At 60.3% G+C, this 12,799-nt stretch carries 11 protein-coding genes and 1 tRNA gene; 3 read left to right on the top strand and 9 right to left on the bottom strand.

Going from position 1 to position 12,799, the window contains the following annotated elements; all coding sequences use genetic code 11:
• Positions 1-136: 136 nt before the first annotated feature.
• A complete protein-coding gene (locus tag AC1DQM_RS02460) occupies positions 137-1,639 on the bottom strand; it encodes a sensor domain-containing diguanylate cyclase (RefSeq protein WP_477745813.1) in 1,503 nt (500 codons plus the stop codon).
• Positions 1,640-1,867: 228 nt separating this feature from the next.
• On the opposite strand from AC1DQM_RS02460, the gene AC1DQM_RS02455 reads away from it, so the two are divergent.
• The gene (locus AC1DQM_RS02455) at positions 1,868-2,299 is read left to right on the top strand and encodes a nuclear transport factor 2 family protein (RefSeq protein ID WP_477745812.1); all 432 of its coding nucleotides are present in this window, start codon (positions 1,868-1,870) and stop codon (positions 2,297-2,299) included.
• 157 nt (positions 2,300-2,456) lie between these two features.
• Here AC1DQM_RS02455 and AC1DQM_RS02450 read toward each other — a convergent pair whose 3' ends face one another.
• The 4 genes from AC1DQM_RS02450 to AC1DQM_RS02435 form a co-directional block, all read right to left on the bottom strand.
• Positions 2,457-2,759, bottom strand: a complete 303-nt coding sequence (locus tag AC1DQM_RS02450; RefSeq protein WP_019578969.1) for a hypothetical protein — start codon at positions 2,757-2,759, stop codon at positions 2,457-2,459.
• Positions 2,760-3,041: 282 nt separating this feature from the next.
• Positions 3,042-4,550 (bottom strand): tripartite tricarboxylate transporter permease, encoded by a 1,509-nt coding sequence (locus AC1DQM_RS02445; RefSeq protein ID WP_477745811.1) that lies wholly within the window; start codon positions 4,548-4,550, stop codon positions 3,042-3,044.
• A gap of 24 nt (positions 4,551-4,574) precedes the next feature.
• Positions 4,575-5,066: a tripartite tricarboxylate transporter TctB family protein gene (locus AC1DQM_RS02440; RefSeq protein WP_477745810.1), complete on the bottom strand. Its 492-nt coding sequence runs from the start codon at positions 5,064-5,066 to the stop codon at positions 4,575-4,577.
• A gap of 1 nt (position 5,067) precedes the next feature.
• Positions 5,068-6,033, bottom strand: coding sequence for a tripartite tricarboxylate transporter substrate binding protein (locus AC1DQM_RS02435; RefSeq protein WP_477745809.1), 966 nt, complete (start codon positions 6,031-6,033; stop codon positions 5,068-5,070).
• A gap of 224 nt (positions 6,034-6,257) precedes the next feature.
• Between AC1DQM_RS02435 and AC1DQM_RS02430 the strand changes: the two genes are divergently transcribed.
• Together AC1DQM_RS02430 and AC1DQM_RS02425 are read left to right on the top strand one after the other, a co-directional pair.
• Positions 6,258-6,911, top strand: a complete 654-nt coding sequence (locus tag AC1DQM_RS02430; RefSeq protein ID WP_253423344.1) for a hydrolase — start codon at positions 6,258-6,260, stop codon at positions 6,909-6,911.
• Positions 6,912-6,960: 49 nt separating this feature from the next.
• The gene (locus tag AC1DQM_RS02425) at positions 6,961-8,313 is read left to right on the top strand and encodes an OprD family porin (protein ID WP_086944280.1); all 1,353 of its coding nucleotides are present in this window, start codon (positions 6,961-6,963) and stop codon (positions 8,311-8,313) included.
• Positions 8,314-8,331: 18 nt separating this feature from the next.
• On the opposite strand, the gene AC1DQM_RS02420 is transcribed toward AC1DQM_RS02425, so the two are convergent.
• The 4 genes from AC1DQM_RS02420 to fdhE all read right to left on the bottom strand — a co-directional run bounded on the left by AC1DQM_RS02420 (position 8,332) and on the right by fdhE (position 12,797).
• Positions 8,332-8,427: transfer RNA gene (locus tag AC1DQM_RS02420), tRNA-Sec, on the bottom strand.
• Positions 8,428-8,433: 6 nt separating this feature from the next.
• Positions 8,434-10,353 carry a selenocysteine-specific translation elongation factor gene (gene selB / locus AC1DQM_RS02415; RefSeq protein WP_477745808.1) on the bottom strand — a complete coding sequence of 640 codons (1,920 nt, stop codon included), beginning with the start codon at positions 10,351-10,353 and terminating at the stop codon, positions 8,434-8,436.
• Positions 10,350-11,798: an L-seryl-tRNA(Sec) selenium transferase gene (gene selA, locus AC1DQM_RS02410; protein ID WP_192350528.1), complete on the bottom strand. Its 1,449-nt coding sequence runs from the start codon at positions 11,796-11,798 to the stop codon at positions 10,350-10,352. The genes selB and selA overlap by 4 nt, the downstream gene beginning before the upstream one ends.
• Positions 11,799-11,858: 60 nt before the next feature.
• A complete protein-coding gene (fdhE, locus tag AC1DQM_RS02405) occupies positions 11,859-12,797 on the bottom strand; it encodes a formate dehydrogenase accessory protein FdhE (protein WP_477745807.1) in 939 nt (312 codons plus the stop codon).
• Positions 12,798-12,799 lie beyond the last annotated feature (2 nt).

The raw sequence follows: 12,799 nt of genomic DNA, 5'->3' as shown, positions 1-12,799 counted from the left end.
CTGCGTCTTCGATGGAGGCGATTTTCCGCCTTTACCCGATCCAGCAGAACTTGCGTTTCTTGATTGTCACTATCACTTGAACCGATAGTTGCGCCGCGTGCCGATAGTTCGCTCTTTCCTCCAAGTGCCTGCTCGTTCACGCGACGCTCAGCTGATTTCTCCCCTGCGACTTTGCCGCATAAAGTGCGCGGTCTGCACGACCGATCAGTGCCTTTTCATCAGGGTCGCTGCCGTCGGCGACATAAGTCGCCACCCCAAGGCTGACGGTCACGATACCTAGCGGGCTCGACAAATGCGCAAGTTGTTCGGCCGCAATACCCGACAGGATCGCCTCGGCCACCTTGCGCGCTCCTGCTTCGTCCGTATTGGGCATCACCACGGCGATTTCTTCCCCGCCATAGCGAGCCGCCATGTCACCCGGGCGACGTACACAGTGCTTGATCGCCTGACCAATGATCCGCAGACATTCGTCTCCAGCGAGATGGCCGTAGTGATCGTTGTAGCGTTTGAAAAAGTCCACATCGATCAGAATCAGTGACAACGGACTTGCGAGTCGCTTGGCGCGTTTGAGTTCGACATCCAGGAACTGATCGAAATGCCGACGGTTGGCGAGGCCGGTGAGTTTGTCCTCGCTGGCGAGAACTTCCAGCGTCTGGTTAAGCTCGATCAGTGCGGTTTGGGTGGCGAGCAATTTTTCCTCCGCCCGAATACGCCGGCTGATGTGGGAAATCAGCCGGCGTCCCAGTGCGACCAGGAGCCCCAACAACAGCAGCACCACAGCGACAGATTGCTTTGTCTGACTGAGCCACGCTTGCATTGCCTCGGCCTGCCCCACCGCAACCGTCGTGACGACAGGATATTGATCGTTTCTCTTGAATGCGTAGAGGCGATGGATGCCATCTACTTTCGACGCAAAATCCACGGTGCCCGATGAGGTGTTGCGCAAGTATTCGGAGAATATGGGTGCGTGAGACAGGTCACGGCCGATGTCTTCCACTTGAAAGGGATACCGCACCAGCAGGCGCCCTTCGGATGAGGTCAGGCTGATTGCGCCGAATTGCCCCACGTGGATGCTTCGATAAAGTTTTAGGAAGTGTTCGAGGCTGATAGTCGCGGCGATTACCCCGGCAAAACTTCCATCAGGGTGATCGATGCGTCGGCTGACGGAAATCACCCAGGCGCAAGTGACACGGCTGAGAATCGCCGGGCCGATATAGATACCGCGATCCGCGACGTCTCGGTGATGCTTGAAGAACGCCCGATCTGCGTTGTTGCTATTGGATGAGATCAGCATGTTGGTCGAGAATAGCCAGTCCCCTTGGGCGTCATATAGCACCACATTATTTAATTGCGGGAGCGCATCCATCTGCTGGGCAACCAACTTGCTCAGCCGTTTGAGTTGCTCCGGGCCGGTGCCGTCTTTCTCGATCCTTTCTGTCAGGCCCAGCAACAGCACTTCACTTTGCTTGAAGGTGCCCTCGGTGTAAGTGTTGAGCGCCTGAGTCAGGTTCAATGTATCGGTATTGATGTCGCTCAAGGTGTTCTGTCGGGCTGTCCATGTCTGCCAGGCCGTCAGCAGCACCACGGAGACACACACCAGAAAGATCAGAAAAGTGGCAAGTCGAAGATCGCGTTTCAAGGAAATACCGGGCTGTTGAGTACACTGGCGTCAAAGGCTGCGCATTATAGAAGGCTTTTAGCCATCACTGCTGATGCATATGCATAGGTCAGCCCTGCGCCGGGAATGTTTCCAGGTCGGCAAGCCATATCTGCGTCAATTGGTAAAAACCTGATATGTTGTACGATGACAGATGAGTTGACGTAATCCATCTGTCGTCCTCGCACCTATAACAACAAGGAATTACCCATGAAAAAAGTGAAACTGATTATCGGTTTTTTATGCCTGTTCAGTGGCTACGTGGCGGCCTCCCCCGCATCGAGCGAGAAGGATGTTGCCACTGCGGTAGACCATCTGACTCAAGCGATGCTGACCAAAAACGTCCCACAACTGAATGCGCTCACCGCTGAAAACCTGACCTACGGGCATTCCAGCGGGAAAATCCAGGACAAGAAAGAATTCATCGCCGACATCGAAACCGGAAAAAGCGCTTTCAAAACGCTGGAGATGCAGAACCAGAAAATCACCGTCTCGGGTGATGTGGCGTTGGTCCGCCATCATTTTTCGGCGCAAGCCATCAAGGGCACCGAGATTGTTCCCACAGAAATCGAGAACTTTCAGATCTGGCAAAAGCAGCAAGGCAAATGGTTACTGGTAGGACGACAAGCGTTCCGGCTCTGACCTGGCGAGGGGTGTCAGGCAGTTGCAATGCTGGATGTGCCGGTCTCTTCGCGAGCACGCCCGCTCCCACACTGGATTTTCTGTGAGCACAGTATTTGTGCACGCCAGCGATCACATGTGGGAGCGAGCCTACTCGCGATGGCGTCCGTCGCTACCACTAAACAGCAGCCTTGAACCCCTCCTCCCGCTGCAACGCCCGAGCCTGGATCACATCCAGCACGGCACAGCCTTCACGCGTCAGCAGATGCACCGCCCGGGTGACGCGGGTCAGGTCGCAGTCGGAAATACCTTTGAGGTTGAGACTGGACAAGGTGTCCATCAGATCGCGAACCACGGTGAAGCGATGCATGGCGCAGGCGGCCAGGTCGCTGAGTTCTTTATGGGTATTGATGAAGAGCACCGGGGATTCGGCGTCGTAGGTGTCGATGGGGAGGTAACGCGGCATGACTTGGTCGGACATTGAGGTAGCTCCTGATTAATTGAGTTCTCCTGGGTTATCGACCGGCCAAGATCGTCGCGAATTTTGCCGCGAGCCGGAACTATAAGGGGCGTACTGGAGCGTAGCAACGAGAGACTCTGTCAGAAATTTCCGGAAAATTTGTGCGCCACGTTCCTACGCTTTGCCCGGGAGCGAATGCGGTATGTCAGGCAGACCGCATCAGTTGAATACACGACTGCTTCGCAGCCGAACGCAGCCTTCGGCAGCTGCTACAGATCGCGCTGGGAGCCAGGTAATCAGCCGTCAATCATCCTCATGCAACTTGATCCCACGCTTATGCAGCAGATACGGCACCAGCAACACCAACAACGTCAACGCCAGCACCGACGCCGCAATCGGTTGTGTCACAAATATCATCCAGTCGCCCTGGCTGATGGATAAAGCATTACGCAGCTGTTTTTCCGCCATCGGCCCCAGCAGCATGCCGACGATCACCGGGGCGACGGGGAAGTCGAAGCGGCGCATCAACACCCCGGCCCAGCCGATACCCAGCATCAGGAACAAGTCGAAGGATGAGTGGCGCATGCCGTACACGCCAATGGTGGCGAATACCAGGATCCCGGCGTTCAGGTACGGCCGAGGGATTTGCAAGAGTTTGACCCACAGCCCCACCAGCGGCAGGTTCAGCACCAGCAGGATGACGTTGCCGATATACAAAGAGGCCACCAGGGTCCAGACCAACTCGCCCGAGGTCTGGAACAGCAGCGGCCCCGGTTGCAGGTTGTAGTTCTGGAACGCCGCCAACAGAATCGCCGCCGTGGCGGAGGTCGGTATGCCCAGGGTCAGCAGCGGCACCAGTGAGCCGGTGGCGCTCGCGTTGTTCGCCGCCTCGGGACCTGCGACGCCTTCGATGGCGCCTACGCCCTTGCTGGCGGCGAATTCTTTCGGGTACTTGCTGAGTTTGCGTTCAGTGGAATAGGACAGGAACGTCGGGATTTCCGCGCCACCGGCCGGAATCGATCCGAAGGGAAAACCGATCAAGGTGCCCCGCAGCCACGCCGGGACCGAGCGCTTCCAGTCTGCGCGGGTCATCCACAACGAGGTCAGGCGGTGTCGGCTGGCCGTTTCTTCCTTTTGGTAAAGTACGCCGTACAAGGCCTCACCGACGGCAAACAACCCCACCGCGACCAGCACCACTTCGATGCCATCGACCAGTTCGGGAACTCCCAAGGTGTAGCGGGCAATGCCTGACGTCGAGTCGAGGCCGATCAAACCGATGGTCAGCCCGATGCCCAATGAAGCAAAGCCGCGCAGCATCGACGCGCCGAGCACTGCCGACACGGTGGTGAAGGCCAGCACCAGAATCGCGAAATACTCCGCCGGCCCGAATTTCAGCGCCAGCGTGGCTACGAGGGGCGCGAACAACGTCAGCAAGATCGTTGCGATGGTGCCAGCCACGAATGAACCGATGGCGGCCGTTGCCAGCGCCGGGCCTGCCCGTCCGTTGCGGGCCATGAGGTTGCCTTCCAGGGCCGTGACCATGGAGGACGATTCCCCCGGGGTGTTGAGCAGGATCGAGGTGGTGGAGCCGCCAAACTGAGCGCCGTAATAGATGCCGGCGAACATGATCAGTGCCCCGGTCGGATCGACCTTGGCGGTAATCGGCAGCAGCAAGGCGACGGTCAGCGCCGGGCCGATCCCCGGCAATACTCCGATTGCAGTGCCCAGCAGACAACCGATAAAACCCCACATCAGATTGATCGGCGTCAGCGCGCCAGCGAAGCCGACGGCCAGATTCGAGAGAATATCCACCTTGTCGACCTCCTTCGGCCTGGATCAGATCCAGGCGTTGATCAAGGGCGGAAGGGAAACCCCTAGCCCGGCGGTGAAAAGCCAGTAGATCGGCAGTGCCAGAGCGATGCCGATGGCCAGGTCCCGCACCGGGCTGCGGCTGCCGAAGCCTCGCGCCGAACAGGCAAACAGCAATGCAGCAGCCAATACGAAGCCGATGTAGGTAATGAGCAACGCCACGCCCAGCAGCCCTGCCGTAACCCAGGTCGCCCCAGACTTGCCGCCGGGCTCGGCCCCGGAAGTCTCATGATCATCGGCGAGGTTGCGAAAACCACCGGTGAGCGCCTGATAGCCCATCAACAGACCGACGGCGCCCAGAAATGCCGCCACGGCATAGGGGTAGACGTAGGCCGGCATGATGACGAACCCCATCTCGGCGGGAAACCGCGAGGCGCCGACCGCCAATACCGCACTGATCACGACAATACCGACGCCAATCGCCAGTTGAGCCGGCCTTACGCTCCAGCGCCCGGCCATCTCAAAGCAGCCCGACCTTGACCAGCATCGCGTGCAGGCGTCCGTGCTCCTCATCGACGAATTTGCCGAAATCATCTCCGGTCAGAATGCTCGGCGACCACGCATTGGTTTTTACGTTTTCCTGCCATACGGCGCTTTTGGTGGCGGTCAGGACGGCTTCCGTCAGTGCCTTGCGCTGTTCAGGCGTCAGGCCCGCGGCGCCGTAAACACCCCGCCAGTTGCCGATCGTCACGTCGTAACCAGACTCTTTGAGGGTCGGTGCGTCGATGCCTTCAACGCGGTTGGGCGCGCCGACGGCCAGTAAGCGGAACTGTTTGGACTGCACGTATTTGGCCAGCTCAGCGTAGCCGCCGGTGATCACCGTGATGTGCCCCCCCAGCACCGCGGCAACGACTTCGCCGCCACCGGCGAAGGCAACGTAATTGACCTTGTTGACGGGGATGTCCATTTTGCTCGCCAGTTCGGCGATGCCGATGTGGTCGATCGAACCCTTGGAGCCACCGCCCCACTTGATGCTGGACGGGTTGGCTTTGAAGTCCTTGAGCAAGTCCTCCAGGTTTTTGTATGGCGAGTCGTCGCGTACGGCGATCACGTTGTATTCGGTAAACAGCCGGGCGATCGGGGTTACGTCCTTCAAGGTGATTTGCGGTTTGTTCTGCTCGATGGACGCGACCATGATCGCGCCGACCACGATCAGCGCATCGGGGTCGCCCTTAGTGGCGTTGGCAAATTGCGCCAACCCCAGGGTCCCGCCGGCGCCCCCCTTGTTCTCGAAGGTGGCGGCTTTAGCCGTTTGGGCCTCGACCATGGCTTTGCCCAGGACTCGCGCGGTCTGGTCATAACCGCCACCCACGGAACCTGGGGCCATGAACTTGACGGTGTCCAGGGCAAAAACGGGTGATGCGAGTGCGGCGGCGGTAATGAAAGCGGCGAGGTTGCTGCTGAATCGACGGGCCAGTGCAAACATGAGACGTCTCCGGATAGCCGTTCTTGTTGTTTTCGATCAGGGAGAACCCCTGTTCGGTGAGCATGCGTCTGGAAACAAGCGTAGGTCATAGATGTGTTTGTTGACGGCCTTTGTGCTGATGCGCCGTTAATCAAAGACAGCACATCGACTCAATATCCGCATCGAAATCTACGCAACCATAGGCCTTGTGAACCAACCCCCAATCCACTTGCAAGGACATCATCATGGCCATCGCAAAAGCTGTACCGGGCAAAACCCTGCTGACCCCAACCGACCACACCCTGATCATGATCGACCACCAGTCGCAAATGTCCTTTGCGACCAAGTCGATCGATGCCGTCACCCTGCGCAATAACGCCGCACTGGTGGCCAAGGCAGCCCGGGGCTTCAAGGTGTCGACCATCCTCACCACCGTCGCCGAGAAAAGCTTCTCCGGCCCGATCTTCGACGAAATCAAATCGGTGTTCCCGGAACACAAAGTGATCGACCGTACCAGCATGAACACCTGGGAAGACGAGCGCATTGCCGTTGAAGTCAACGCCATCGGCAAACAAAAAATCGTCCTGGCCGGCCTGTGGACCTCCGTGTGCATCGTTGGCCCGGCACTGTCGGCCCTCGACCAAGGCTTCGAGGTGTACTTCATCGCCGATGCCTGTGGCGATGTCTCCATCGAAGCCCATGAAATGGCCGTGCAACGCATGATCCAGCTCGGTGCCCGCCCAATGACTTCGCTGCAATACCTGCTTGAACTGCAGCGCGACTGGGCACGCACCGAGACTTACGACGAGACGGTGAAAACCTCCATCGCCAACGGTGGTGCTTATGGTCTGGGCCTGATCTACGCCAAGACCATGTTCCATGCCTCTGAAGGCCATTGAGAATAAATAGCGACTCTTCGGAGTCGCTATTTCAGGCGGGAGATCAATCATGTTTTCTTTACAAACCCTCCCGCGCATTTCCGGGCGGAAGGACGTACCCAGGGCGTCCTTCTGGCTCTGCGTGTTTTTTGCCGGAACAGCTCTGGCGGATGAGGCACCGGATTCCGCGCAAGGATTTCTCGAGGGCGGGAAGCTTGAGGTGCTCAGTCGAAATTTCTTCCTCAACAGCGACTACCGCTCACCCCAGCCTTCGGGCAAGAACTACAAACAAGAGTGGGCTCAAGGCTTTATCGGCTCATTTGAATCTGGATTCACTCCCGGCACGCTAGGTTTCGGCGTCGACAGCCACGCGTTTATGGGGCTGAAGCTCGACGGCGGCAAAGGGCATTCGGGAACCGGGTTACTGCCGCTGGACAGTGACGGTCGCAGCGAAGACAACTATTCCAGTGCCGGTGGCGCGCTGAAAATCAGGGCCTCCCGAACCACCCTGGCCTTCGGTGAAATGACCGTGGAAACCCCAGTGTTCGACACCTCCGACAAACGCCTGCAACCGGAATACGCCACGGGCTTTCTGTTGAACAGCAACGAAATCGACAACATGAAACTGGTGGCTGGTCATTTCACGGCGTTCAAGAATCAGGACAACACAACAAGCAAGGGCAACTTTTACGGCTACGGCGCCAACACCGAAGCTGGTGGCATCACGTTTCTGGGCACCGACCTGTTCACAAACAGTCCTGTCGGCGGCGCGTTGTACGCCTCCGAGCTGAGCGACACCTGGCGCCAGTATTACGCCAACCTGCACCTGAAACAGTCCGCCGTGTTCCTCGACGCCAACCTGTACCGCACGCAGGACACCGGCAAGGCACTGGCCGGTGCCATCGACAACACCGCCTACAGCCTCTCGGGCAAATACACCCTGGATGCCCATGCCTTCACCCTGGCCTGGCAACGCATCAATGGCGACACACCGTTCGACTTCGTCGGTGGCGACTCGATTTACCTGGCCAACTCGATCAAGTACGCCGACTTCAACGGCGCCCATGAACGCTCCTGGCAGGCACGCTACGACCTCGACCTCGGTGCTTATGGCATCCCCGGCCTGAGTTTCATGACGCGTTATGTCCGGGGCAGCGACATCGACGGCACCCGTGCGCCCAAGGGTGGGGCCTACAACCCGTTCGACCCGACCATCGGCGAGTACGTGCCTCAACAGGGCGATGGCGGGCGGCATTGGGAGCGCGACATCGACCTGCGCTACGTCGTGCAGTCAGGCTCCGCCAAGGGGTTGTCACTGCAACTGTCCCATGTGTCTCATCGGGCCAACACCGCTCAGGCGGGTGATGACATCGACAGGGTTTACGTTGTCATCCAGTACCCGCTGACCTTCGGGCACCTGTGATCGAGATCACCATGGAAATGGCGGAAGGCAGCCGGAGTCGAACCTGCCCGGGAACGGATGCCGTCCCCAACCGGGTTTGAAGCCCGGCCGCGCCACCGGGCGCGATTGCCTTCCTTGAAGTCAGACTGCGGCTTGTTGGGCCAGTGCATTGTCGAGCCGGATATGGCGTCGATCGCCAAAGCGGCGGGTCAGGCCGAGCCGGTCGAAGTATTCAAGAATCTGAATACTGCGCTTGCGCCCCAGGCCCACGGCATCGCGAAACCCGACGACCTGGATCACTGGGTTATCGCTGGCCAGTTGCACCAGCATAGCCGCCAATCGGCGCAGCAGCGTGTCGGTGTAAAACAGGTCGCGAACGATTTGATGCAGCAGTCCCAACCGGGCCATCTTGCGCAGCAGCAGGCGCACGGCAGCCTCGTCATGGCCAGTGGCTTTGGCCAGATCACGCACCCACGGCGGATCGAAACCCGCCTGTTCGAACAATGGCTGCAATTGTTGCCAGAGGCTTTCGTCGTCCTCGCTCAAGCGCACCTGGTGATCGGGTAAATGCAGCCACGGGCCGCTGGCCGTCATTGCACCACTGGCCAGTAATTCGTCGAGCAGGCTGATAAAGGTCGACCGTTCCAGCACGCTGCCGGCGAAGCGACGCAGGCGATCGCGGTCCGGTCCCATCTGGTCCGGTTCGAGTTGATGAAAGCGTGCGAGGTGTTCCAGCAGCGGCGCTTTCAGCGCTTCCCAACGCACCGCGCTGAACAACAATGGCCCCTGCCGCGTATCGAGGAGACGCACGTCATCGGGCAATTCCCAAGTCTCGCGCGGACGGTTGAACTGGCGCTCCAGTCGCTGCGGATCGAGCCCGGTGTCGCTGTTGGCCAGCAGCGCCGGCAGTGCCGCTTCCAGACTATTGGTGGTGGACAGCGCTTGTAGCTGCGCCAATCGCTCAGGGCTGCGACGATGTCGGGCCGGAGCGAACGGGTCCAGCACTTGGCCACCGCCATGGGTGCGTTGGGCGCTTTGGTCGCGCAGGATCAAGCGGTCGCCCTTCACTGCCAACACCGGTGCATTGACCAGCAGTTGCGCGAACATCTGCTCCCCCGGGGCCAGGCTCGCGCCCTCCAGCAAGGCCACTCGCCCCGTGATGTCCTGAGTGCCGAGATGCACATGCACCGGTTGAAAGTGTTCGAAGCTTCGCGCTTCGCTGGCTAACACCGTCATCTCGATATCCAGGCGCTGAGTGGGCGCATGCAGCCATTCGGCCACCAGCCAATGGCCACGGTGGATCTGCTCCAGGGCCAGACGCTCGGCACTCAGGTTCAGCGCGACCCGCTGCCCAGCCGTTGCGCGGTCAGCGGCCTGGTTTTGCGCATGCAGGCCACGTACTCGCACCGGTTTGCCCTGCGGGCTCAACATCAGCGTATCGCCCACTGTCACCTGACCGGACAACGCCGTACCGGTCACCACGATGCCGGCGCCGGCCACGCTGAAGGCCCGATCAATCGCCAGACGAAAACCGCCGCCGGTGCTACGTTGAAGCACTTCACGCTGTGCCTCCAGCAAGGCCAGACGCAGTGTCTCGATGCCCTCGCCAGTGATACTCGACAGCGGGATTTGCGGCGCACCGTAATACGGGCCGGGCGCCAGTAATGCTTCGATCTGCTCACGAACAGCCTGCACCCGAGCCGGGTCAACCCGGTCGCACTTGCTGATTGCAATCAGTGCCCGAGGGATGCCCAGCAACTCGACAATCGCCAAATGCTCACGGGTTTGCGGCATGACGCCGTCATCGGCCGCCACCACCAGCAACGCCAGATCAATCCCCTGAGCACCAGCCAGCATGTTGTGGGTGAAGCGCTCATGGCCGGGCACGTCGATAAAACCGGTCAGGGCGGCGCCCGGTTCCAGCGCCGCATAGACATAGCCCAGGTCGATGGTCATGCCGCGTTCGCGTTCTTCGCGGCGACGATCACCGGCCTGCCCGGTCAGAGCCTGGAGTAAGGAAGTCTTGCCGTGATCGATATGCCCCGCCGTGCCGACAATCACCCGTCCCGGCCCTCCTCCTGCAGTTGATCGAATTGCGCCAGCTGATTGAGCTGCGCCAGCCACGCGGCTTCGTCGTCGAGTTGACGCAGGTCGAGCCACAAGGCGTCATCGTCAATGCGACCGAGCACTGGAATGGGCAGTTGCCGTAATGCTGCCTCCAGCCCTAGCAATCGACGCCCACGCAGGCGTTTCGAAACCTTTGGCCGCAGGCATAACGCCGCGCTGGGCAACCGGGCCACGGGTTGGCTGCCACTGCCGATCATGCCCAGTGCCGGCACCGCGCTGACGCTCCAGCCATCGCCCAACACCTGCGCCAATGACGGTTGCAAGCGTTCGGCCTGGGCGAGGATGTCGGCTTGGGGCCGGGTCAATAGACGCAGACTTGGCAGTCGTTCGGCCAATCGATCGGGATCGCGGTACAGCGCCAATACGGCTTCTAGGGCGGCCAGGGTCAGTTTGTCGACTCGCAAGGCACGCTTGAGCGGGTTCTTTTTGATCCTGGAGATCAGGTCTTTGCGGCCGACGATCAATCCGGCTTGAGGCCCGCCGAGCAGTTTGTCGCCGCTGAAGGTGACGATGTCCGCGCCATCGAGCAGTGCCTGGCGCACCGTCGGTTCGGCGGGCAACCCCCAGCGTGTCAGGTCCAGCAGGCTGCCGCTGCCGAGGTCTTCGAGCAAGGGCAGTCCGTGGCTGTGAGCCAGCTGCGCCAATTCCGCCGTCGGCACTCTCGCGGTGAAGCCTTCGATGCTGTAATTGCTCGCGTGTACGCGCATCAGCAGACCACTGCGTGGGCCGATGGCGGCCTCGTAATCGCGCGCATGGGTGCGGTTGGTGGTGCCCACCTCATGCAACCGCACCCCGGCGCGGGCCATGATGTCGGGAATGCGAAACGCGCCGCCGATTTCGATCAGCTCACCTCGGGAGATGATCCCTTCCTTGCGTGCACCCAGGCTGTTGAGCGTCAGCAACACGGCGGCGGCATTGTTGTTGACCACCGTCACCGCTTCGGCGCCGGTCAGTTCGCAGATCAAGCCTTCGATCAAATCATCCCGGTCGCCGCGCTTGCCGCTGTGCAGGTCGAATTCCAGATTGAGCGGATAGCGTGCAGCCCGTTGCACCGCTTCAATGGCTTCTTCCGGCAACAACGCGCGACCTAGGTTGGTGTGCAGCACCGTGCCGGTGAGGTTGAACACCCGGCGGATCTGGCTGCGATGCTGAATTGCCAGACGCTCACCTGCCCTCCCCGCTAATACGTCGGGGGCGATTTCAATGGCGGCGAGTTCACCGTTGTGCACCGGCTCGCGCAAGTCGTCGAGCAATTGCCGCAGGCCGGCCAGCAGTGCGTCGTGTCCGTACCGCTCGGCCAACGGTTGGCAGGCGGGATGGCGTAGCAGGCTGTCGATGGAAGGCAGCCGCAAGGTTTTGCCGGCGAGTGTTGCGGGCATCAGAGGCTCCCGGAAGCGAGTGACCGTCGCGTCTGAGTGTAGCCGCTGGGATCGATAAGCTCAGTCGCCTCCGGGCGCCAGCAGCAGATTGGGCGCTGGCCGCTGATAGCCTTCCTGCTCCAGACGCATGTCCAGCATCAGGCTGGACAGGTCCGCCGACAGGGCTTCGGCTTCGGCGTCGTTTTCCAGGTAGATCAGTTTCAGGTAGCTGTTGCAGCCGGGACAGACCTCCGCCCGCAACGGCGCCTGATTGGCGGCGTGGCGATCATCCTCGAAGCTGACGTATTCAAGCCCCTTGCTCTGTTCGCAATACACGCATTTGACCCGCACCACATGCCACTCGCAGGCACACAACGAGCACACCAGATATCGCAAACCGTTGTATTTGCCGCGATGACGAATCACCCCGGCCATCGCCGGCGAACCGCAGGCCGGGCATTGGCTGAGGCTGTCGCCATGCTGGCGCTGCAGATGGAGTTCAAGGTTAGGCGTGTTCAGCAGCCAATAACTCCAGGCCGCTTGCAGCGCGGCACCGAGAAACGGTACCAGCGCTGCCGGCAGCATCGAGTACTGGCCGCTGACCAGGGCAATCGCCCACGCCTTGAGCAGCCCAGGGTTCGCGCTGCGCAACGTCGCCACGGCGTTTTCTACCGCCGAGTGTGGCAATGGCTGATAGCGCTGCAACAAGGCCTCGAGGTATGGCAGCCAAACGTTTTCGCGCACCAGACTGTCGGCAGCGAACGGCGGCAAGCCATGTTCTACGCACAACCGCAGGCGTTCGGGGTCGGGCATGGCGGCCATGGGGGGATTGTCCATCAGGTGCTGCTGGACGTGGCACAGCTCCGCGATCAAACGCAGATAGTCCGCCATGGGATGGCCGTCGGCCAAACGTTCCAGGCGCAACGCGCGCAGGGTGAACAGGTTGTTCGGCGGCAGGTACAAAAACGGCGGTGAACTCGCCGCCGCTTCTATTTGCCCAGGTTCGAGGATCGTGGCCAAGG

Source organism: Pseudomonas sp. 01L34 (assembly GCF_056400265.1).
Note: the sequence above shows the minus strand (reverse complement) of the source record. Positions and strands in the feature narration are given on the sequence as shown.

Coding starts and splice junctions, on each gene's coding strand:
- AC1DQM_RS02455 (WP_477745812.1), top strand. CDS start 1,868: ATGAAAAAAGTGAAACTGATTATCGGTTTTTTATGCCTGTTCAGTGGC.
- AC1DQM_RS02450 (WP_019578969.1), bottom strand. CDS start 2,759: ATGTCCGACCAAGTCATGCCGCGTTACCTCCCCATCGACACCTACGAC.
- AC1DQM_RS02440 (WP_477745810.1), bottom strand. CDS start 5,066: ATGGCCGGGCGCTGGAGCGTAAGGCCGGCTCAACTGGCGATTGGCGTC.
- AC1DQM_RS02435 (WP_477745809.1), bottom strand. CDS start 6,033: ATGTTTGCACTGGCCCGTCGATTCAGCAGCAACCTCGCCGCTTTCATT.
- AC1DQM_RS02430 (WP_253423344.1), top strand. CDS start 6,258: ATGGCCATCGCAAAAGCTGTACCGGGCAAAACCCTGCTGACCCCAACC.
- AC1DQM_RS02425 (WP_086944280.1), top strand. CDS start 6,961: ATGTTTTCTTTACAAACCCTCCCGCGCATTTCCGGGCGGAAGGACGTA.
- selA (WP_192350528.1), bottom strand. CDS start 11,798: ATGCCCGCAACACTCGCCGGCAAAACCTTGCGGCTGCCTTCCATCGAC.